Source organism: Saccharopolyspora flava (genome assembly GCF_900116135.1).
Classification (GTDB): domain Bacteria; phylum Actinomycetota; class Actinomycetes; order Mycobacteriales; family Pseudonocardiaceae; genus Saccharopolyspora; species Saccharopolyspora flava.
Genome location: NZ_FOZX01000003.1, coordinates 239,127 through 259,911 on the forward strand (window position 1 = coordinate 239,127; position 20,785 = coordinate 259,911).

The window sequence follows — 20,785 nt, forward strand, 5'->3', positions numbered from 1 at the left end:
CGTCCTCGGTCCCCTCGTGCGCTCACTTCCTGAAGTCCTGCGAGACCGACTTCAGGAACTTCCTGGTCTCTTCGAACCGTAGCGCGGCGTTCGAGACGCGAGCCCAAGCCGCTTCGTGCGCAGCAACCGCCTTCTTGTCATCGAGATACCTGATCTCGCCCTCACCTTCGACGTAGACCAGCTTCAACGAACCCGCCGCGCCGGGCGACGGAACATGGATCACGGTGAACGGATTCACGACAGGCACCCGCTGACCAACTGGCTGGTCAAAGGGCATGACCTGCAGCATGATGTTCGGCCTCTTTGACAGCTTGATCAGGAAATCCATCTGCTCGCGCATTACATCGGCGTCACCCCAAGTACGCCGCACGCACGACTCCGAGATCACGTACTGCACGATCGGCGCCTCAGATCCTGCAAGGATTTCCTGCCGCGCCAAGCGCGCCTCGACCCGTTCGTCCAGCGACACATCGCCGGCTCCGGACCTCTCCTCGTGCTGGGCCCGGACGTAGGCTTCGCACTGCAGCAGTCCCGGGATCACCTCGACGTGCGCCGCGCGGATCTGGTCGGCGTGCTTTTCCAGGTCCACCAGCAGTCGCAGGTCCTCGGAGTAGGCGCGATTGTGGCCCGTGGTCCAGAAGCCTCGCTTGTGGTTGTCGCGGCGGAGTTCGCGGAGGGATTCCTTGTAGCCCTCGTCGTCGAAGCCCAGCTTGTCGGCGAGCAGCACCAGGTCGCCGGGCGAGATGCTGCCGCCGCCGTTGATGAGCAGGGCGATGCGCGACTGGCTCGTCTCGATGAGCTTCGCGGCCTCGCTCTGCGAGAGGCCCGCGGTCTCGATCATGTGCGCGAGCTCGCGGCCGAGCAGCAGTTTCCGGGCGGTGCGAACCGTCGCCGACATGCGTGTGGTCCTCCTGGTCAGTGCGGCAGGCGAAGGCCGTTGGGTGACGGACTCCGAACGCGAGCACAGGGTAAACCCGATGATCACCCAAACGGCATCACCATCAAAGCTTGATGACCAAGTTTCTTTCCACCACCATTGCGGGAACCAGGTTCACCTCGATCAACACCCTTCGGAGGATCCATGCCCAGCACGATCGACGGTTCAGCCGACGAATCCGGCCTCAGCCCGATATGCAGCCGCGCCCGGTTCACCGAACTGATCGAGAGCCTGGTCGCGGACTTCGCGCCGAAGGTGTTCGCGATCGTGCAGGAGTACGGCGACCGACTCGACGCCGAAATCGTCGCCTGGGGAATCGCCTTCGAAGACCGAGCCGAAGTCGTGGACGTCGACGGCGGCCTCCGCATGAGCCTGGAAACACCGGAACGAGCCCTGCTCGGCTTCCGCGCAGGCGACAACTTCACCGAACACCTGGTATGGGTCAACCCCGACGCAGCAACCCCATCCGACCCGGACATCAACTAGACCAGCCAGAGGTTCCCGAGGATCACATCGGCCGCGACCCACAGGTTTCGTGGGTGGTGGGTTCTGGAGGGGGACAGTTTTAGTGAAAACTGTCGCCGGGTGACGCCCGAAATGTCCGGACAGTTTTCACTAAAACTGCCCCCTGCCTCCCCCTCAGGACTCGCGGCAGAAGGCCCCAAGCGGCTAGGAACCCGGACTCGGCGTAGTGATCCTCGGGGGGCGGGGCCGGGTCGGATGGACGACTTGCGTGGGGCGGGGGTGAACGCAACCTGCGCACGGGCGCACATTCCTCGTTTGCAGAACACCAACGCCGGTGGCGACCTGGGGCGATTCCGCCGCAGTCAGCCCGTCTGCACACAGGGGACCCGCCGCTTTCGAGCCGAGTGGCGAGGGAGTGAGGGCGATCTGGGAATGGCCCGGGTGGAATTAGTCGTCGTAGGCAAGGTCGATCACACCGAGGGCCGGGTTCACGTCCAGCAGTCGCTCGGAGCATGAGCCTCGCCGACGTCTTCTCATGCCAGGTCGGGAGGACTTTGTTTGTCGCCCTGGAGGAATCGGGCCGCTTGGGCGAAGTCGTAGCCGCAGCTCTTGCACGTCATCTGGCCTCGCTTGATCGTTCGGCCGCACGCCGGGCAGTCGCGGGTTCTCGGCTTCGTGACCAGCCAGAGGATCCCGAGGATCACATCGGCCGCGACCCACAAGCCGATGACCAGGCCGACTCCGATGGCCGTGCCGACGTTCGCGGCGGGATCGTCGGGATTCGGGCGAGAAGCGATCCCGCCGATGACCCAGACGAGGAAGATCGCGTTGATGACGAGGATGACCCAGGTGAAGACCCGGAGTTGAGGGAACCGCATGACGTGCCCCTATCGTCGAGAGCTCTCACCGCAGCGGCAAGAGCGGTCCCACAACGTGTAAGCGACCACCCGTGAGGCACCCCAGAGGAGAAATGCCCTGCCGACCCTCCCCCTCACCGCAACAGAACCCCAACGTCGACCCGGCTCCTGCTTCTGTGGGGTTGGGTGGGGAGGTTTCGTGGGTGGTGGGTTCTGGAGGGGGACAGTTTTAGTGAAAACTGTCGCCGGGTGGCGCCCGAAATGTCCGGACAGTTTTCGCTAAAACTGCCCCCTGCCTCCCCCTCGGGACTCGCGGCAGGAGATGGGGTTGCGCCGGGTGTGCCATATGCTCGTTTCGTGGTTGCCAAGTCTGATTCGATCGTTGCTGCGCTGCGTGCTGAGATCATCGACGGCACGATTGCCGCGGGTTCGCGGTTGAAGGAGGAGGCGATCGCGTCTCGCTTCGGCGTGTCGCGGGTGCCGATCCGGGAAGCTCTGCTGCAGCTCGAGAGCGAAGGCTTCGTCAACACCGAGAAGTACAAGGGCGCCACCGTCTCGGCGCGGTCGGAGCGCGACGTAGTCGAGTTGATGCAGGTCAGGCGCGGGCTTGAGGTGCTCGCCGCCTCGCTCGCGGCTGAGGTGCGCGGCGGTGACGAGGCCGAGAACCTCCGGGCGGTCGTGGAGCGCGGGCGTCGGGCCGGCGAGTCCGGGGCGGTGGACCGGCTCCCGTCGCTGATCATGGAGTTCCACGAGATCGTCGCGCGAGCCTCGGGCAACGCCGAGCTCGTGCGCATGCTCGACGGGCTGCTCCGCCGGATCGCGTGGGGATTCGAGCTCGAGATCGAGGACCGCATCGACACGTCGTGGTCCGATCACGCGGCGATCGCCACCGCGATCCTCGGCGGGTCGCCGGTGCAGGCCGGCTATCTGATGGGCGAGCACATCCTCAAGGACGAGCAGATCTACCGCCGCCAAGCCAACGCGTAGTTCGTATACGAAACGACAGCGCCGTCCCTGAGTTCATCTCATCGGCACAGGAGTACACGTCGCGGAAACAGTACTCGTATACAAAACGGGTGTTCGTTGCGTGGCCGCCTCTTCCCTCCGCCCGTTCGGCGCGGGGACACCGCCGATGTGGAGCTCAGCCCCATGACCTCGAATCACGCCCCGGAGCGCGCAAGCTCCGGCACCCTCGCCCAGCACCTCGACCGGATCGGCTTCAGCCGCGCCCAGTTCTGGGTGCTCGCGCTCATCCTCGCCGGGATGTTCTTCGACACCCTCGAGCAGAACTCGGTCGGCGCGATGGGCGCCAACCTCAAGCTCGCGCTCGGGATCACCGACACCCAGCTGACCACCATCAACACCGCGACCGTGATCGGCGGCCTCGTCGGCAGGCTCGCGGGCGGCTGGCTGGCCGACCGGTACGGCCGCCGCGCCTCGCTGTCGATCAACCTGCTGCTCTACACCCTCGGCGGGCTGCTCAGCGCCGTCGCCCTGAACTACGAGATGATGCTGGCCAGCCGCTTCGTGGTGGGCATCGGACTGGGCGGGGAGTTCACCATCGGCATCGCGATGCTCGCCGAGATGGTCGCCACCCGGCATCGCGGCACGCTGGTCGCGACGCTCAACATCGGTTCCGGCGGGGTCGGCAACTTCCTGTCCTACGGGCTGTTCTTCCTGCTGCTCGGCCCGCTCGCGCCCGCCCTCGGCGGCGACCACCTGGTGTGGCGGTGGACCTTCCTGCTCCTGGCCTTCCCCGCGCTGCTCGTCGTCCTCTACCGGCGACGCCTCCCGGAAACCCCGCGGTTCCTGCTGTCGAAGGGACGTGTCGAGGAGGCCAACCGCTCGCTGGCGATCCTGGCGTCGAACTCCCTCACCCCCGCGACCGGAGCCGCGCCCGACGGCCCGCTGACCACCGCGGACATCCCCGAGCGCCAGCTCTCCTCGTCGCCCGCGGCGGTGTTCGCCCGCTCCGTCCTCGCGCGCACGGTGTCCATCGGTGTCGCGTCCTGGATGGCCTTCGGCGTGCAGGTCACCCTCAACTTCCTGATGCCGACGTTGCTCGTGGAGCGCGGCTACTCGATCTCGGAGAGCCTGCTGTTCACGATGATCATGAACCTGGGCTCGTTGGTCGGTTCCTGCGCGGCCGCCTGGCTGGCCGGACGAGTCGGCCGCCGCAGCGCCGTCGGCGGGGCGGGCGTGCTCGGCTGCGTCACCGCCGCCGCGTTCGCGATGTTCGGGGACACGACGACGCTGATCCTGATCCTCGGCGGGCTCTTCCAGTTCTTCACCATGATCACCAACACCACGCTGGCCGTCTGGTCGCCCGAGCTCTACCCGACCTCGATCCGCGCCAACGGCACCTCGATCGTCAACGGCATCGGCAACATCGCCGGCGCCGTGATGCCCTTCCTCGCCGTCGCCCTGTTCGGGGCGTTCGGCTTCGCCGGGGTCTTCGGCATGGCCGCGGTCATGTACGCCCTGCTCGTCCTGGCCACGCGGTTCGCTCCCGAAACCCGCGCCCGGACGCTGGAGCAGATCAACGAAGACTCGCCCCGGACCACCCTCGCAGCCTGACGAAACGAAACGGAGCACTCACGTGGACGCCCTTCGCATCTCCGCGACCGCCAACGGTCTGAACTACCTGCCGGAATACCTCGCCGACACCACCGGCCTGTTCCGCGACGCGGGCCTGGCGGTGACCGCCCGCGCCTGCGACCCGTGGACCGGGGTCCTGGACGACCTGGCTTCCGGCGAGGCCGATCTCGCGCTCGGCGGCCTCTGGGTCCCGGGCATGTACGCGGGCAGCAGCCGGGAGCTGACCGTCGTGTGCCAGCTCAACCACCAGGCGCCCAAGGCGATCGTGCACCGCGGCGCACCGGAGTCCTTCACCCTGGGCGACCTCGGCGGGAAGGTCGTCCTCGCGCCCGGCATCGGTGGCAGCGCTCCGTACGCGGTCACCGCGGGCCTGATCCGGGAGTCGGGCGCCGACCCCGACGACGTCACGTTCCTCCGCGACCTGTCGACGCCGATGATGGTCGAGCTGTTCGCCGCCGGCCTCGGCGACGCGATCGTCCTCGACCTCGTCACGGCGCTCGAGGTCGAGGCCACCGGCCAGGGCCGGATCGTGTTCCGCAACCTGGACCAGGGCGGGATCATGCCCAACAGCGTCTACTACTGCCGCACCGACCGCGTCGAGGAGCTGCGCGACCGGTTCACCCGCTTCACGGCCTGCATCGACGCGGCCATGCAACGCCTGCCGGAAACCCCGGCCGAGACCATCGACGAGATCCTGACCGCACGCTGGCCGGGCAAGGACCTCGACATCCTTCGCGAGGCCACCCGCCAGATGTCGGCGAGCACCGTCTGGGACACCGTGGCCATCGACCCCGAGGGCAGCGACCGCTGGATGCGGATGCTCCACGAGAGCGCGATGCTCACCCGGATCCCGGGCTACCACGAGCTCGCCGACGACAGCTTCATGAAGGACTACCGGTGACCGCTGTCGTGCAGGACGACGCCCTGGCCGGGCTCGTCGACCTCGGCGAGCTGATCGAGGCCGTCCGGACCGCGCACCGCGACCTCGCCCTCGGGCGCGCCGCGCAGCCGGTCCCGGCGACCAGCAGCACGGAGGGGGCCACCATCGTGCTGCCGATGGTGGCGACCTCCCACCGGCTCGGGCTGACCGTCGTCAAGGTGCTCACCGACGCGCCCGGCAACCGGGACGCGGGCGGTCCCGTCCAGCAGTCGACCGTCGTGGTGCTGGACTCCCGCACCGGGGACCGGCTGGCGGTGCTGAGCGGCGCGACCGGCACCCGAATGCGGACCGCCGCGGCCAGCGCCGTCGCCACCGATGCGTTGGCGCGCACCGATTCCCGCGTTCTCGGGCTCGTCGGCGCGGGTCCGCTCGCGGTCGAGCACGTCGCCGCGATCCGCCGGGTCCGCGCGATCGACCGGGTCGTGGTCTGGTCGCGCTCGTCCTCGCGGGTCGCCGCGTTCGGCTCGCTGCTCCGGCAGCGCGAGCGGGCCGACGGCGTCCCCGAGATCGAGGTGGTGGCGCTGGAAAGCCCGCGCCAGGTGGTCGACGCCGCCGACGTGCTCTGCACGCTGACCCCCTCCCGCGTCCCGATCGTCGAGGGCGCGTGGCTGCGCCCGGGTCAGCACGTCAACGCCGTCGGCGCACCGCCTCGGCCCGACCACCGCGAGATCGACTCCGGCGGCATGGCGCGAGCGACCGTGTTCGTCGACAGCGCCGACGTCCAGCTCCACGACTCGGGCGAGGTCCTGCTGTCGCTGCGGGACGGCGCGACGACCGAGCAGCACTTCCGGTCCGAGCTCGGCGCGGTGCTGGCCGACCTCGCCCCCGGCAGGACCGGGCGGGAGCAGATCACCCTGTTCAACTCGATCGGCATCGCGCTGCAGGACCTCGCGTTCGCCGCGCTCGCGCTGCGGATCGACCCCGCCGGTGAGCGAGGCCGTCCGTAGGACGGCGGCCGGTGTCCTTCGCCGTTAACGTGGCACCTCATGGGTGCGGAGCACGGGCTGGTGGCGGATCTGCTGTCGGTGTGGTGGATCGCGCTGGCCGCGGCGTTGGGACCGGTCTTCGCGCTCGTCACCCGCCGGACGGTCCCGGACGTGGTGTGGTTGCTGGTGTTCGGGGCGCTGATCGGTCCGCACGTGCTCGGGTTGGCGGGCGAGACCGAGGCCGTGGGGGTGCTGCGCGAACTCGGGCTGGGGTTGTTGTTCCTGCTGGCGGGGTTCGAGGTCCGGGTCGCGGACATGCACGGGGCGCAGGGCAGGCACGCGGCGCTGACCTGGCTGCTGTGCGCCGTGCTCGGCGTCGGGGCGGGTCTGCTGCTGACCGGTGGTCAGGTGCAGGTGGCGATCGTCATCGCGATCGCCTCGACGTCGACGGCGCTGGGCACGCTGCTGCCGATCCTGAAGGACTCCGGCGGGATGGACACCCCGCTGGGACGGGCGATCATGACCCACGGGGCCTACGGCGAGCTGCTGCCCATCGTGGCGATGTCGGTGCTGCTGTCGACGCGCGCCACGTGGCAGGCCGCGGTCGTGCTGCTGGCGTTCGCCGCGGCGGCGGTGCTCGTGGTCGCGCTGCCCGCCCGCATCCTGCGCAGGTTGCCGCTGCTCGGCCGTGCCGTCATGGGCGCTTCGAACACGACGATGCAGACCACGTTGCGCATCACCGTTCTCGTGCTGGTGACGCTGATGCTGCTGACGGCGGTACTCGAACTCGACGTCGCGCTGGGCGCGTTCTCCGCCGGTCTGCTGTCGAACGCGGTGCTGCAGGCGGTCACCCGGCAGCACGCGGAGGAGATCGCGCACAAGATCGAGATCGTCGGGTTCAGCCTGCTCATCCCGGTGTTCTTCGTGACCAGCGGGATGGCCATCGACATCGCCGCGGTCGCGTCGCAGTGGCCGCTGCTGCTCGGGTTCATCGCGGTGATCCTGCTCGTGCGCGGCCTGCCGGTGTTCCTGCGCGAAGCGTGGACCACGACCCGCTCCGGCATCACCGGCACCCGCGACCGGATGGCGCTCGGCCTCTACGCGGCCACGGGTCTGCCGATCATCGTCGCGGTCACCCAGATCGCCGCGTCCTCCCAGCTCATCACCGACGCCACCGCCTCGGTCATGGTCTGCGCAGGAGCCGTGACCGTCCTCCTCTTCCCCCTCACCGCCACCCACCTCTCCCGCGACGACACGGCGAACACCCGATGACCGCTGTCACCGTCCGAGCCTCCCGTCGCGGGAGGGCGTGTCCGGGTCGTGGGCAGTTTTAGCCATAATCACCCATGATCAATGTCCGTTTTGCCCGGACAATTATGGCTGAAACTGCCCACTGCCCAGCACCTGCGGTGACCGCCGGCCGGCCGCCGGGACCTGCTGATCAACCCAGCAGCTGATCCGTCAGAGCGCGGGGTTGATCATGGTCATGCCTGCGACCGTGGCTTGGTCGAAGGTGGGGAGCATGGCGGCTGCGTCGGGGAGGCCGATGGTGCGTTCGACGAGGGCTTGCGGGGCCAAAGCGCCCTGGTCGATGAGGGCGAGCATGCCGGGGTAGTCGGCGGCGGCCATGCCGTGGCTGCCGAGGAGATCGAGTTCCCAGCCGATGACCCGGGACATCGGCACGCGCGGGTGGCCGTCGACCGGCGGGAGGAGGCCGATCTGGACGTGGCGGCCCCGGCGGCGGAGGCTGAAGATCGCGTCCGAGCTGGTCCGCTCGCTGCCGACGGCGTCGACGGCGACGTGGGCGCCGCCGGAGGTCACGTCGTGGACGGCGGCCGGGGTGTCGGTTCCGGCTTCGACGGTGCGGTCGGCGCCGAGGATGTGGGCGACCGCGAGGGCTTCCGGGTTGCGGTCGACAGCGACGACCCGGGCGCCGAGCGCCTTGGCGATCATGACCGCGCTGAGGCCGACGCCGCCCGCGCCGATCACCGCGACCCACTCCCCCTCGGCCAGCCGCGCGCGGCCGACCAGGCCTCGGTAGGCGGTCGCGAAGCGGCAGCCCAAGCTCGCGGCGGCTTCGAAACCGACGCCGTCGGGGATGGCGACGAGGTTGGTGTCGGCGGCGTGCAGGGCGACCTGCTCGGCGAACGAACCCCACGTGGTGAAGCCGGGTTGCTGCTGGTCGGGGCACACCTGGGCGTTGCCGCTGCGGCACCACTCGCAGCGTCCGCAGCCGCAGACGAACGGCACCGTCACCCGGTCCCCGGCCTGGAAGCGCGTCACGCCCGACCCGACCTCGGTGATCACGCCGGCGAGTTCGTGGCCGGGCACGTGCGGGAGGGCGATGTCGTCGTGGCCAGCCCAGGCGTGCCAGTCGCTGCGGCACAGCCCGGTCGCGTGCACCTGGACGACGACGCCGCCGTCGGGGGCGGTCGGCTCGGCGACCTCGCGGACCTCCGGCTCGGCACCGATCGCATCGAAGACGACTGCTCGCACTGCTCACCCTTCCCGGACACCGCTGACGTCGGCGACTGTAACCGCGGGCCGGTGGCGTGCAGCGGGGCGGTCACACGGCGGCGGTGCCGATCAGGCCTTCGCGGGTGACGAGCTCGGCGAGTTCGGCCTCACCGCGACCGCCGGTGCCGTCGGGGCGTCGCGGCAGCACCATGTACCGGGTCTCGGCGCTGGAGTCCCAGACGGTGATCGTCACGTCCTCGTCGAGGTGCAGGCCGAACTCGGCGAGGACGCCGCGCGGATCGCGGACCACGCCCGAGCGGTAGGCCTCGTACTTGTACCAGCTCGGCGACGGGCCCAGCAGCGCCAGCGGGTAGCAGGAGCACAGCGTGCAGACGATGACGTTGTGAGCGGTCGGGGTGTTCTCGACGACCTTGAGCCGCTGCTCCTGCAGCCCGCCGCCCATCGACAGCCCGAGCTCGTGCAGCGCCGAGTTGGCGTCGTCGAGCAGGCGGGCGCGGAAGCCGTCGTCGGTCCAGGCGCGCGCCACGACGCGGGCACCGTTGGTCGGCGAGGCGTTGTCCAGGAAGCTCGCGACGGCCGAGTCCAGTTCGGCGTCGCTGGTCAGGCCGGCTTCGATGAGCCGCTCCTCCAGCCTGCGCACCCGTGCCGCGACCGGCAGGCTCGCGTGATCACCGCTCATGTCTCCTCCGTCAGGTAGGACTCCCACAGGTCGACCGTCACGTGGTGCGCCCCCTCGCCCCACAGGTCGCGGGCGGCGAACCGGACCGTGTAGACCGGCTCGACCCGAGAGTCGGGGAACCGGCGGGCCCGGTCGTCGGGTAGCGGGTAAGCGCCCTGGCACTCGACGACCTCGCCGACCCGGCCCCGCACGTACCTCGGGACGCGGGTGTGGTGCGGCGGGTCGGTCAGCGCGGCGCGGACCCGGCTGCCAGGGGCGAAGCGCGGCTCACTCACGGTCGAGCAGACCCTTCTCCGCCAGCAGCGTCTCGATGCCGGCCAGCCAGCGCTCGTAGTACGAGGAACCGAGGTAGTCGGCGGGCGGCATCCGCTCGACCGCGTCGCGGAACTCGTCGAGGTTGTAGACCCCGCGAGCCAGCAGGACCCGCTGCAGCGCGAACACGCGCGCCTCCCAGTCCGCGTGGAAGACCGGTGCCTCGTCCACGTCGGGCTCGACCGCGCCGAACCCCTGCTGCCCGCCGACGTCGTTGACTCTGCTCACGCCCCGACGCTATCCCCGCGAACCCGCCGACGCACCGGTTCAGCGGCGGCTCTCGCGGCGGCGGGTTCGGATTGCTGTGGTGAGGGTGGTGAGGAGGGTTTCCGTGGTGGGCCAGTCGAGGCAGGAGTCGGTGATGCTCTGGCCGTAGGTGAGGGCGTCGGCCCGGCCGAGGACGAGGTCCTGGCGGCCTTCGACGAGGAAGCTCTCCAGCATCAGGCCGACGAGGCCGGGTTCGCCGTCGGCGATCCGGTCGGCGAGCTCGGCGGCGACTTCGGCTTGGCGGTGGTGGTCCTTGCCGCTGTTGCCGTGGCTGCAGTCCACCAGGACGCGTTCGGGCAGGTTCGCCTTGCGCAGCCGGGCGAGGGTGTCGGCGACGGTGCCCGGGTCGTGGTTGGGGCCGGTGGTGCTGCCCCGGAGGATGACGTGGCCGTCGTCGTTGCCGGTGGTGGTGAGCAGGGCCGCCACGCCGTCGGGGGTGATGCCGGTGAACACGTGGCTCGCCGCGGCCGCGCGGGTGGCGTCGACGGCGACCTGGACGTCGCCGTCGGTGGAGTTCTTGATGCCGACCGGCATCGACAGCGCGCTGCACAGCTGGCGGTGCACCTGGCTGGCGGCGGTGCGGGCGCCGATGGATCCCCAGCTGACCGCGTCGGCGATGAACTGCGGCAGGATCGGGTCGAGGAACTCGCAGCCCACCGGCAGGCCCAGGGCGCCGATGTCCAGAAGCAGCTTGCGGGCGGTGCGCAGGCCCTCGTTGACGGCGAAGCTGCCGTCCAGGTCCGGGTCGTTGATCAGGCCCTTCCAGCCGAGCGTGGTGCGCGGCTTCTCGAAGTAGACGCGCATCACCACGTGCACCTCGTCGCGGACCGCCTCGGCCGCGCGGGCGAGCTTGCGGGCGTAGTCCAGGGCGGCCTCGGGGTCGTGGACCGAGCAGGGGCCGACCACCACCAGCACGCGGTCGTCGCGCCCGGCGAGGACGTCGGCGGTGGCGGCGCGGCCGTTGGCGACCGTCTTGGCCACGTCCGGGGGCATCGGGTGCTCCTGGCGCAGCAGCGCGGGCGAGATCAGCGGGTTGACGGCCGTGACCCGCCGATCGTCCAGGTCGGGGGTGATGTCCGCAGGGCCTGCGGTCAAAGTCATGGCGGGAAGTCCTTTCGGTGACCGGCCCGCCGCAGCGTCCTCGGACCGGTTTCGTCGATCCGGCGCGAGGTGGGACGTCAGCGTGCGGCGAGTGAAGCTCCGCAGGCGGGTTCGTCTCGGGTTGACCGGCCGAACCACGACGACAGCCGCGTTGCTACCGCTCCAGGACGGTAGCACCCCGCCGCAACCGGCCCGTTCGCGTCGACGACAAGCCTTGCGCCTCTTGCGTTGTCGTTCTCGCCACCCCGAAATGGGAATCCACAGAGGACTCCTGAGCCCCGTACTCGCAGCGCACGGGCGTGGCGGCGGACTCGGGCACGCGCGGCCCGCTGCCCGCGATCCGGGCGTTCACACCAGCGCGGTGTTGATCTCCGGCGAGAATCCGGCATTTCCCTAGTTGTTGCGGACATAGGCTGCTGGCGTGCTTCGCGCCAGTTCACGCACGGGCGATGCGCAACGCCCGTGCGCCCGTGGAGCCATCGACCATTGTGGACAGGTTCCGACCGGCTCTCCGGTGTCCGGGCGTCGCCTTCCGCACGCGGGTACTCGGGAGGCTTGACCGATGTTCAGCCGTGTCGCCATCGTCAACCGTGGAGAGGCCGCGATGCGGCTCATCCACGCCGTCCGGGACCTCTCCGCTGAGCTCGGCAGACGAGTCGAGACCGTCGCGCTGCACACCGACGCCGACCGCGAAGCGACCTTCGTCCGCGAAGCCGACCTGGCGATCCCGCTCGGCCCCGCCTCGGCCCGCCCCTACCTCGACCACGCCGTCCTGGAGCGCGCGCTGGTCGACTCCGGTGCCGACGCGGCGTGGGTCGGCTGGGGCTTCGTCGCCGAGGACCCGGCCTTCGCCGAGCTCTGCGACAAGCTGGGCATCACCTTCGTCGGCCCCGACGCGGAGGCGATGCGCAGGCTGGGCGACAAGATCGGCGCCAAGCTCCTCGCCGAGGAGGTCGGCGTGCCGGTGGCGCCGTGGAGCCGCGGCGAGGTCGCCACGCTGGAGGAGGCGCTGCGGGTCGGCGAGGACATCGGGTATCCGCTGATGCTCAAGGCCACCGCGGGTGGTGGCGGGCGCGGCATCCGCAAGGTGGACTCGGCCGAGGAGCTCTCGGAGTGCTACGAGCGGACGCGGCTGGAGGCCGAGCGGGCTTTCGGTTCCGGCGCGGTGTTCCTGGAGCGCCTGGTCACCGGCGCGCGGCACGTCGAGGTGCAGGTCATCGCCGACGGTCAGGGCACCGCCTGGGCGCTGGGTGTCCGGGACTGCTCGGTGCAGCGCCGCAACCAGAAGATCATCGAGGAATCGGCCTCCCCGGTGCTGGAACCGGATCAGGTCGCCGAGCTCAAGGCCTCCGCCGAACGGCTCGCCGTCGCCGTCGACTACCGAGGCGCTTGCACGGTCGAGTTCCTGTACCACCCGGGTGAGCGGCTGTTCGCGTTCCTCGAGGTCAACACCCGGTTGCAGGTCGAGCACCCGATCACCGAGGCCACCACCGGCACCGACCTGGTGCGGTTGCAGCTGCACGTGGCCGGCGGCGGTGCGCTGGACGGTTCCCGGCCCGTCGAGTCCGGCCACGCCGTGGAGGCGCGGCTCAACGCCGAGGACCCGGACCGCGACTTCGCGCCCGCGCCCGGCCGCATCACCCGGCTCGTGCTGCCCGCGGGTCCGGGCGTCCGGGTCGACACCGGGGTCAGCGAGGGCGACACCATCCCGCCCGACTTCGACTCCATGATCGCCAAGATCATCGCCGTCGGCGCCGACCGCGACCAGGCGCTGGCGCGGTTGCGTCGCGCGATGGCCGACACGACGGTGGTCATCGAGGGCGGTGCCACCAACAAGAGCTTCGTGCTCGACCTGCTCGACCGCCCCGAGGTCATCGACGGCACCGCCGACACCGGCTGGATCGACCGGGTCCGCGCCGAAGGCGACCTGGTCACCGACCGGCATTCGGCGATCGCGCTGGCCGCCGCAGGCATCGACGCCTACCAGGACGCCGAGGACGCCTCCCGCGAGCAGCTGCTGGCGACGGCGCGCGGCGGATATCCGCAGGTCCGGCACGACGCCGGGGCGCCGCTGGCGCTGAAGCTGCGCGGCGTGAGCTACCGGGTGAGCGTGGCGCGGACCGGGGCGCAGCGGTTCCGCGTGGACATCAGCGGCGGCGGTGAAACCCGGACCGCCGACGTCGAGATCGAGCGGTTCGACGTCCACAGCGGTCGGATCTCGGTCAACGGGCGCGGTTTCCGGTTCGTCGCGGCCACCCACGGCCCCGCCCACCTCGTCGAGATCGACGGCGTGGCGCACCGGATCAGCCGCGACGAGGGCGGTGTGGTGCGCTCCCCCGCCCCGGCCCTGGTGGTGGCCACTCCCCTGGCCGTCGGCGACGAGGTCGAGTCCGGGGATCCCGTGCTGGTGCTGGAGAGCATGAAGATGGAGACGGTGCTGCGCGCGCCGTTCCGCGCCCGCGTGCGCGAATGCCCCGCCGCGGTGGGAAACCAGGTCGAAACCGGTGCTCCGCTGCTGCGGCTGGAACCGCTGACCGACGACGCCGAGACCTCCGAGACCTCCGCCGAACCGGTGGAGATCGACCTCCCCGAGCGCCCGAAGGCCGACTCCGCCGTCGTGCGGGTCGAGCGCGGACTGCGGGAGCTGCGGGACCTGCTGCTCGGGTTCGACCCCACCGACCGCCGCGCGCTGCTCACCGACTACCTGACCGCCCGCGCGGAACTCGGCGCGCGCCCCTGCGCGGGAGAGCTGGACCTGCTGGCGGTGTTCGCCGACCTCGCCGAACTCGCCCGCGACAAGCCCCGCGACGAGTCCGACCCCGCCGGTGCGCACAGCCCGCGCGAGCACTTCCACCGCTACCTGCAGAGCCTCGACCTCGACCGATCCGGGGTCAGCGTCGGCTTCCAGGCGGTGCTGAGCACCGTGCTCGCCCACCACGGCGTCACCGACCTGGAGCGCGGGCCGGAGCTGGAGACCGCGGTCCTGCGGACCTTCCTGGCGTTGCAGCGACTGTCGGACGACGTCGTGGTGGCCACCGAGCTGCTGACCCGGTTCCTGGGCGCCCCGCCGCCGGACGAGTCGCTGCGGGAACGCTGCGAACTGCTGCTGGAACGCCTCGTCGAGGCGACGCGCACGCGATTCCCCGAGGTCGCGAGCCTGGCCCGCGACGTGCTGCGGCAGTGGTTCTCCCGGGAGCTGCCGCGCATCACCCGCGACCCCATCTCCGGCGAGCGGGAGGACGCGGGCGAGCCGGAGCAGCCCCTCGACGACTACCGGAAGAAGGTGCTGCGGGCCGCGCGGCGCGGCACGGTCTACCCCTACGAGCTGATCGGCCTGCTCACCGGCCCGGACGGGACGTTCGTCGAGCACGACCTGCGCGATGGCGCGCTGGAACCGGTCGAGCGCCCCAGGGGCGGCAACGACGCGGGACTCGTCACCGGCGTGGTCACCACGCCGACGGCGCTGCACCCCGAGGGCGTGAAACGCGTTGTGCTGCTGGGTGATCCGACCCGATCGCTGGGCGCGCTCGCCGAACCCGAGTGCGCGCGGGTGGTCGCCGCGATCGACCTCGCCGAGCAGATGGGCGTCCCCCTGGAGTGGTTCGCGCTGTCGGCCGGCGCCCGGATCTCGATGACCTCGGGCACCGAGACGATGGACTGGATCTCGGTGGTGCTCAAGCGGATCATCACCTTCACCCAGGGCGGCGGTGAGATCAACGTCGTGGTGGCCGGGATCAACGTGGGCGCCCAGCCGTACTGGAACGCCGAGGCCACGATGTTGATGCACACCAAGGGGATCCTGGTGATGACGCCGGATTCGGCGATGGTGCTCACCGGCAAGCAGTCCCTGGACTTCTCCGGTGGCGTCTCGGCCGAGGACAACTTCGGCATCGGCGGCTACGACCGCGTCATGGGACCCAACGGGCAAGCCCAGTACTGGGCACCGCACCTCGCCGGGGCCCGGGACGTCCTCATGGCCCACTACGAGCACACCTACATCGCCCCCGGCGAGACCGCACCGCGCTCGGCGGGCACCACCGACCCGGCCGACCGGGACATCTGCGACTTCCCGCACGAGATCGACGGCAGCGACTTCACCCGCGTCGGCCAGATCTTCTCGCCCGAGCACAACCCGGACCGCAAGAAGCCCTTCGACATCCGCACCGTCATGCGCGCCGTCTCCGACCAGGACCACCAGGTCTTGGAGCGCTGGGCGGGCATGGCCGACGCCGACACCGCCGTCGTCCAGGACGCCCACGTCGGCGGTCACCCGGTGTGCCTGCTCGGCATCGAATCCCGCTCGGTGCCGCGCCAGGGCTTCCTGCCCACCGACGGGCCCGACGCCTACACCGCGGGCACCCTGTTCCCGCTGTCGTCGAAGAAGACCGCCCGAGCCATCAACGCGGCCAGCGGCAACCGGCCGCTGGTGGTGCTGGCGAACCTCTCCGGCTTCGACGGCTCCCCGGAATCGATGCGCAAGCTGCAGCTGGAGTACGGCGCCGAGATCGGCCGCGCCATCGTCAACTTCGACGGCCCGATCGTGTTCTGCGTGATCTCCCGCTACCACGGCGGCGCCTTCGTGGTGTTCTCCAAGGCGTTGAACCCGAACATGACCGTCCTGGCCGTCGAAGGCTCCTACGCCTCGGTCATCGGCGGCGCCCCCGCGGCGGCCGTGGTCTTCGCCCGCGACGTGCGCGACCGCACCACCGCCGACCCCCGCGTCGCCAAGCTGCAGGACCAGCTCGCGGCCGCCGACGACGCCGAACGGGACGCGCTCACCGCGCAGCTCGACGACGTCCGCTCCGCGGTGCGGGCGGAGAAGCTCGGCGAGGTCGCCGCCGAGTTCGACCGGATCCACAGCATCGAGCGCGCCGTCGAGATGGGCTCGGTGGACGCGATCATCAGCCCCGCCGAGCTGCGCTCGCGCATCATCGCGGCCGTCGAGCGCGGCGCGAACTGACCTCGACACTGGAGCGACTTCACCCATGACACAGCAGATCAGCGCCCTGCCCACCGCCGCGTTCGTGCCGCTGGACGAACTCGACGAGATCAGCGGCGTGCTCGGCGCCATCCACTACACCGACGGCGCGAGCGACCCCGACGTCTCGCCCGGGCACCTGCGGCTCGACCTGCACATGGCCCGCGAACCCGCCGAGGGCTTCGCCGAGGTGTGGACCACCGACCGGCCCGTGGAGACCGGCGAGTCCGGCGGGATCGGCTACGCCCACGACGGCGAGCACCTGATCTGCGGCGGCCGCGTCCCGCCGTCCGGGAACTACGCCGAAGCCACCCGCGCCGCCTACACCACGATGCTGGAGCTGATGGAATCCCTCGGCTACCAGCGCTGCGCGCGGATGTGGAACTTCGTCAACGACATCAACGCCGACAACGCCGACGGCCTGGAGGTCTACCGGGACTTCTGCCTGGGCCGGGCGGAGGCGTTCGAGGCCCGCAACTTCAGCGACACCTCCGTCCCGGCCGCGACCGGCATCGGCTCGCTGGGCGGCGGAATCTCGTTCTACGTGCTCGCCTCCCGCAGCAACACGCTGACGCCGATCGAGAACTCCAAGCAGGTATCGGCCTACAACTACCCGAAGCAGTACGGGCCGAGACCGCCCAAGTTCGCCCGCGCCACCCACGTGAGCGCCACCGAGGACCGGGCCGCCGGGCAGGTCTACGTCTCGGGCACCTCCAGCATCCGCGGCCACGAGACGCTGTTCGCCGGGGACGTGGAGAAGCAGACGCTGCTGGCGCTGGAGAACATCGCGCACCTCATCGGGCCGGAAACCGCCGCGGACCACCGGATCGAGCAGCACAGCACGCTCGCCGACCTCGACACCATCAAGGTCTACGTGCGCCACCGCGAGGACATCCCGGCCGTGCGGCGGATCTGCGAGGAGCACTTCTCCCCCGACGCCCAGGTCGCCTACCTCAACGTCGACGTGTGCCGAGCCGACCTGTCCGTGGAGCTGGAAGGCATCGTCCACGCGCCCCGGAACGAGCCGTAACCCCCACCAACGCCGAGAGGTTCCCCATGAGCTCGCCCCCACGGCCGATCCTGTTCGTCAGCCTCCCCGAGGCCGGTCTGCTCAACCCGCTGCTGGTGCTCGTCGAGGAGCTGTCCCGCCGGGGCGTGCCGGACCTGTGGTTCGTCGCCGACGAGAAGGCGCGGGCCGGCGTGGAGGCCGCCCAGGTCGGCTCGCCGATCGAGTTCTGCTCGCTCGGCGACGTCACCCCCGAGATGTCGTCGGTGACCTGGCCCGACGAGGTCTACCGCAAGGTCACCCAGTCGTCCCGGTTCAAGGCCCACCGCGCGGTCATCGAGCAGACCCACCGGCCCGAGCAGCGGGTGCCGAAGTACCGGGCGCTGCAAGAAGCCGTGGAGAAGGTCCAGCCGGCGCTGATGGTCATCGACTGCATGTGCCAGTTCGGGCACGAGCTGGCGATCACCGAGAAGATCCCGTTCGTGCTCAGCGACACCTTCGTGCCCAGCTACCTCTACACCTCGGCCGTGCCGATCGGGAAGTCCTACACGCCACCGGACTTCCCCGCGCCTAACTCCGGGCTGCCGCGGAAGATGAACGTGCGCCAGCGGCTGGCGAACCGGCTGTTCCGGTGGCGCACGCTGAGCCTGGCGTTCTCGTCGATGATGAAGGAGCGCAACGCGCGCGACACCGAGGTCCGCGCCGAGCTCGGCATCGACCCCGCCGCCTACGGGCAGTTCACCCGCGTCGAGGCCGCCGAGATGGTGCTGTGCTACGCGGTCCCGGAGATGGACTACCCGTTCGAGCTGCCCGACGGGCTGCGCACCGTGGGCGCGATGGTGCCGCCGCTGCCGCAGGCCCCCGACGACGACCTCGCCCGCTGGCTCGACGAGCGGAAGTCGGTCATCTACACCGGTTTCGGCACGATCACCCGGCTCACCGCCGAGCAGGTCCGCTCGTTCGTCGAGGTCGTCCGGCGGCTGGAGGGGCAGCACGACGTGCTGTGGAAACTGCCCGAGGACCAGCAGAAGTGGCTGCCGGAGGAGCTGCCGGGCAACCTGCGCATCGAGTCGTGGGTGTCGTCGCAGCTCGACGTGCTCGCCCACCCGAACGTGAGGCTGTTCTTCACCCACGGCGGCGGCAACGCCTACACCGAGGGCGTGCACTTCGGGAAGCCCATGGTGATGCGGCCGCTGTGGGTCGACTGCTACGACCAGGCGGTGCGCGGCCACGACGTCGGCGTCAGCCTCACCCTCGACAAGCCGCGCGACATGGACCCCGACGACGTGCTGGACAAGCTCACCCGGGTGCTCGGCGACCCGTCGTTCCGGCAGCGCGCCGAGGAGCTCGCCGCGCTCCAGCGCACCGCCGGGGGTCGCACCACCGCCGCCGATCTCATCCTCGATCTGCCCGCGCTCGCAGGGAAGTGAACCGCGTGACGAACACCGAAGAGCAGCCCGTCCCGTTCATGCTGCGCAGGCCGGGCGTGTCGTTCCCGCCGCCCGAGTACGCCGAGTTCCGGCAGCGTCCCGGCCTGACCCGGGCCGCGCTGCCCACCGGCGACACGGTGTGGCTGGTGACCCGGCACGAGGACGTGCGGGAGGTGCTCACCGATCCGCGGATCAGCTCCAACCCGGCGCACGAGGGCTTCCCCGCGCCCGGGCGGACCGGCGGGGTTCCCGCCGCCAGCGAGATCCCCGGGTGGTTCGTGGCGCTGGACCCGCCGGACCACGGCAAGTTCCGCAAGCAGCTGCTGCCCGAGTTCACCGTGCGGCGCATCCGCGCGCTGCGCCCGGCCATCGAGTCCATCGTGGACGAATCGATCGACGCGATGCTGGCCCGCGGCAACACCGCCGACCTCGTCGAGGACTTCTCGCTGTCGGTGCCGTCGCTGGTCATCTCGGCGCTGCTGGGCGTGCCGAAGGTCGATCGCGCGTTCTTCGAGGCCAAGACGAAGGTCCTGGTGACGATCAACTCGACCGACGAGCAGCGCGACGAGGCCAGCAAGCAGATCCTGCGCTACCTCAACCGGCTCATCGCGATCAAGCGGAAGCGACCGGGCGACGACCTGCTCAGCAAGCTCAGCGCGGGCGACGGCATGTCGGTCCAGGAGCTCTCGGGCGTGGCGATGCTGCTGCTCATCGCCGGGCACGAGACCACCGCGAACAACATCTCGCTGGGCGTGCTGACGCTGCTGTCGCACCCGGAGTGGATCAACGATCCGCGGGTCGTCGAGGAGCTGCTGCGCTACTACTCGGTGGCCGACATGGTGGCGCTGCGGGTCGCCACCGACGACGTCGAGATCGGCGGGCAGCTGATCAAGGCCGGCGAGGGCGTGGTGCCGCTGGTCGCGGGCGCCAACCACGACTCGACGGTCTTCGAACGGCCCGACGAGTTCGACCCGACCCGGTCCGCGCAGGGCCACGTCGCGTTCGGCTACGGCGTGCACCAGTGCCTCGGGCAGAACCTCGTGCGGCTGGAGATGGAGGTCGCCTACTCGAAGCTCTTCGAGCGCATCCCGACGCTGGAGGTGGCGGTGCCGGTCTCCGAGCTGCCGTTCAAGTACGACGGGATCCTCTTCGGTCTGCACGCGCTGCCCGTGCGCTGGTGACCAGGACCCCTCTCTGAGAAAGGTGACAAAGGCATGACCCAGATCGTCGTGGACACCACGAAGTGCGTCGGCGCGGCGCAGTGCGTGCTCTCGGCCCCGGACCTGTTCGACCAGGACGACGACGGCTTCGTGCTCGTCCTGGAGGAGAACCCGACCGGCGAGCTCGCCCAGTCGGCCGCCACGGCGGCCACGCTCTGCCCCTCCCAGGCCATCACGGTCCAGGACTGAACCGGGGCCGATTCCCGTCCCGCAGGATCGGTTCCGGGCGGTGAAGCCGCTCTGATTCCCTGGCCGCCGGGCTCCGCCCCGGAGCGCCGCCGGCGCGCGGCGCTCGTCCCCTGCCGGTCACGAGCCAGGCGACCAGGCCCCAGATGCCCCGCACCACCCCAGGTGCGGGGCATCGTCGTCTCCACCCGCACCTCCCGAAGGGGAGGCAGTGGACAGTTTTAGTCCAAATTTACCGGACATTTCGGGCATTGATCATGGACAGTTCTCACTAAAACTGTCCCCCTCCAGAACCCACCACTCGCGGAACGCCCCCGCCCAAGCCTCCGACCACAGGGGTGGAAGACCGCCGAGGGCCCGGGGCTCGGAGCGGTGGTGGCTTCGAGCCCCGGGAGCGGGGTGGGG

18 protein-coding genes are annotated in these 20,785 nt (G+C 70.4%); 11 read left to right on the plus strand and 7 right to left on the minus strand.

The annotated features are described in order from the left end of the window. Window positions 1–22 precede the first annotated feature (22 nt). Window positions 23–898, minus strand: coding sequence for a helix-turn-helix domain-containing protein (locus BM424_RS11475; protein ID WP_093416058.1), 876 nt, complete (start codon window positions 896–898; stop codon window positions 23–25). A gap of 183 nt (window positions 899–1,081) precedes the next feature. On the opposite strand from BM424_RS11475, the gene BM424_RS11480 reads away from it, so the two are divergent. Next, window positions 1,082–1,423, plus strand: coding sequence for a hypothetical protein (locus BM424_RS11480; RefSeq protein WP_093416061.1), 342 nt, complete (start codon window positions 1,082–1,084; stop codon window positions 1,421–1,423). 512 nt (window positions 1,424–1,935) lie between these two features. Here BM424_RS11480 and BM424_RS11485 read toward each other — a convergent pair. After that, the gene (locus tag BM424_RS11485; RefSeq protein WP_093416063.1) at window positions 1,936–2,280 is read right to left on the minus strand and encodes an Rcat domain-containing protein; all 345 of its coding nucleotides are present in this window, start codon (window positions 2,278–2,280) and stop codon (window positions 1,936–1,938) included. Window positions 2,281–2,616: 336 nt separating this feature from the next. Between BM424_RS11485 and BM424_RS11490 the strand changes: the two genes are divergently transcribed. From BM424_RS11490 to BM424_RS11510, 5 genes are all read left to right on the plus strand, one after another. Further along, window positions 2,617–3,246, plus strand: a complete 630-nt coding sequence (locus BM424_RS11490) for a GntR family transcriptional regulator (RefSeq protein ID WP_175548042.1) — start codon at window positions 2,617–2,619, stop codon at window positions 3,244–3,246. Window positions 3,247–3,408: 162 nt separating this feature from the next. Next, on the plus strand, window positions 3,409–4,836 hold the full coding sequence (locus tag BM424_RS11495) for an MFS transporter (protein ID WP_093416069.1): 1,428 nt from the start codon (window positions 3,409–3,411) through the stop codon (window positions 4,834–4,836). Between the two features lie 22 nt (window positions 4,837–4,858). After that, a complete protein-coding gene (locus BM424_RS11500; protein ID WP_093416071.1) occupies window positions 4,859–5,758 on the plus strand; it encodes an ABC transporter substrate-binding protein in 900 nt (299 codons plus the stop codon). Beyond that, window positions 5,755–6,744: an ornithine cyclodeaminase family protein gene (locus tag BM424_RS11505; protein ID WP_093416074.1), complete on the plus strand. Its 990-nt coding sequence runs from the start codon at window positions 5,755–5,757 to the stop codon at window positions 6,742–6,744. The genes BM424_RS11500 and BM424_RS11505 overlap by 4 nt, the downstream gene beginning before the upstream one ends. 39 nt (window positions 6,745–6,783) lie before the next feature. Then, complete coding sequence (locus BM424_RS11510; protein ID WP_093416077.1) at window positions 6,784–7,995, plus strand: cation:proton antiporter; 1,212 nt, start codon at window positions 6,784–6,786, stop codon at window positions 7,993–7,995. A 189-nt stretch (window positions 7,996–8,184) separates the two neighbouring features. Here BM424_RS11510 and BM424_RS11515 read toward each other — a convergent pair whose 3' ends face one another. The 5 genes from BM424_RS11515 to BM424_RS11535 all read right to left on the minus strand — a co-directional run bounded on the left by BM424_RS11515 (window position 8,185) and on the right by BM424_RS11535 (window position 11,560). Further along, a complete protein-coding gene (locus tag BM424_RS11515; protein WP_093416080.1) occupies window positions 8,185–9,219 on the minus strand; it encodes a zinc-dependent alcohol dehydrogenase family protein in 1,035 nt (344 codons plus the stop codon). A 70-nt stretch (window positions 9,220–9,289) separates the two neighbouring features. Beyond that, a complete protein-coding gene (locus BM424_RS11520) occupies window positions 9,290–9,880 on the minus strand; it encodes a nitrile hydratase subunit alpha (RefSeq protein WP_093416082.1) in 591 nt (196 codons plus the stop codon). Next, complete coding sequence (locus BM424_RS29810; RefSeq protein ID WP_093416085.1) at window positions 9,877–10,155, minus strand: SH3-like domain-containing protein; 279 nt, start codon at window positions 10,153–10,155, stop codon at window positions 9,877–9,879. Before BM424_RS29810 ends, BM424_RS11520 begins: the two co-directional genes overlap by 4 nt. Further along, a complete protein-coding gene (locus tag BM424_RS29815) occupies window positions 10,148–10,420 on the minus strand; it encodes an SH3-like domain-containing protein (protein WP_093416087.1) in 273 nt (90 codons plus the stop codon). The genes BM424_RS29810 and BM424_RS29815 overlap by 8 nt, the downstream gene beginning before the upstream one ends. Window positions 10,421–10,459: 39 nt before the next feature. Further along, the gene (locus tag BM424_RS11535; protein WP_093416090.1) at window positions 10,460–11,560 is read right to left on the minus strand and encodes a 3-deoxy-7-phosphoheptulonate synthase; all 1,101 of its coding nucleotides are present in this window, start codon (window positions 11,558–11,560) and stop codon (window positions 10,460–10,462) included. 562 nt (window positions 11,561–12,122) lie between these two features. On the opposite strand from BM424_RS11535, the gene BM424_RS11540 reads away from it, so the two are divergent. The 5 genes from BM424_RS11540 to BM424_RS11560 are packed head-to-tail and all read left to right on the plus strand — an operon-like array spanning window position 12,123 to window position 20,383. Beyond that, complete coding sequence (locus BM424_RS11540; protein ID WP_093416093.1) at window positions 12,123–16,520, plus strand: ATP-binding protein; 4,398 nt, start codon at window positions 12,123–12,125, stop codon at window positions 16,518–16,520. Between the two features lie 25 nt (window positions 16,521–16,545). Continuing rightward, complete coding sequence (locus BM424_RS11545; protein ID WP_093416095.1) at window positions 16,546–17,568, plus strand: FkbO/Hyg5 family chorismatase; 1,023 nt, start codon at window positions 16,546–16,548, stop codon at window positions 17,566–17,568. 26 nt (window positions 17,569–17,594) lie between these two features. Continuing rightward, window positions 17,595–18,974 carry a glycosyltransferase gene (locus tag BM424_RS11550; RefSeq protein WP_093416097.1) on the plus strand — a complete coding sequence of 460 codons (1,380 nt, stop codon included), beginning with the start codon at window positions 17,595–17,597 and terminating at the stop codon, window positions 18,972–18,974. Window positions 18,975–18,979: 5 nt separating this feature from the next. Continuing rightward, window positions 18,980–20,155, plus strand: a complete 1,176-nt coding sequence (locus BM424_RS11555; protein WP_217649684.1) for a cytochrome P450 — start codon at window positions 18,980–18,982, stop codon at window positions 20,153–20,155. Window positions 20,156–20,188: 33 nt separating this feature from the next. Further along, entirely contained in the window at window positions 20,189–20,383 is a 195-nt protein-coding gene (locus BM424_RS11560) for a ferredoxin (RefSeq protein ID WP_093416099.1), read from the plus strand. The last annotated feature ends 402 nt before the right edge of the window (window positions 20,384–20,785 follow it).

Excerpts from the sequence above, each read along its gene's own strand:
- BM424_RS11485 (WP_093416063.1), bottom strand. The coding sequence starts at position 2,280 with ATGCGGTTCCCTCAACTCCGGGTCTTCACCTGGGTCATCCTCGTCATC.
- BM424_RS11560 (WP_093416099.1), top strand. The coding sequence starts at position 20,189 with ATGACCCAGATCGTCGTGGACACCACGAAGTGCGTCGGCGCGGCGCAG.
- BM424_RS11520 (WP_093416082.1), bottom strand. The coding sequence starts at position 9,880 with ATGAGCGGTGATCACGCGAGCCTGCCGGTCGCGGCACGGGTGCGCAGG.
- BM424_RS11495 (WP_093416069.1), top strand. The coding sequence starts at position 3,409 with ATGACCTCGAATCACGCCCCGGAGCGCGCAAGCTCCGGCACCCTCGCC.
- BM424_RS11545 (WP_093416095.1), top strand. The coding sequence starts at position 16,546 with ATGACACAGCAGATCAGCGCCCTGCCCACCGCCGCGTTCGTGCCGCTG.
- BM424_RS11550 (WP_093416097.1), top strand. The coding sequence starts at position 17,595 with ATGAGCTCGCCCCCACGGCCGATCCTGTTCGTCAGCCTCCCCGAGGCC.
- BM424_RS11535 (WP_093416090.1), bottom strand. The coding sequence starts at position 11,560 with ATGACTTTGACCGCAGGCCCTGCGGACATCACCCCCGACCTGGACGAT.
- BM424_RS11475 (WP_093416058.1), bottom strand. The coding sequence starts at position 898 with ATGTCGGCGACGGTTCGCACCGCCCGGAAACTGCTGCTCGGCCGCGAG.
- BM424_RS11510 (WP_093416077.1), top strand. The coding sequence starts at position 6,784 with ATGGGTGCGGAGCACGGGCTGGTGGCGGATCTGCTGTCGGTGTGGTGG.
- BM424_RS11540 (WP_093416093.1), top strand. The coding sequence starts at position 12,123 with ATGTTCAGCCGTGTCGCCATCGTCAACCGTGGAGAGGCCGCGATGCGG.
- BM424_RS11480 (WP_093416061.1), top strand. The coding sequence starts at position 1,082 with ATGCCCAGCACGATCGACGGTTCAGCCGACGAATCCGGCCTCAGCCCG.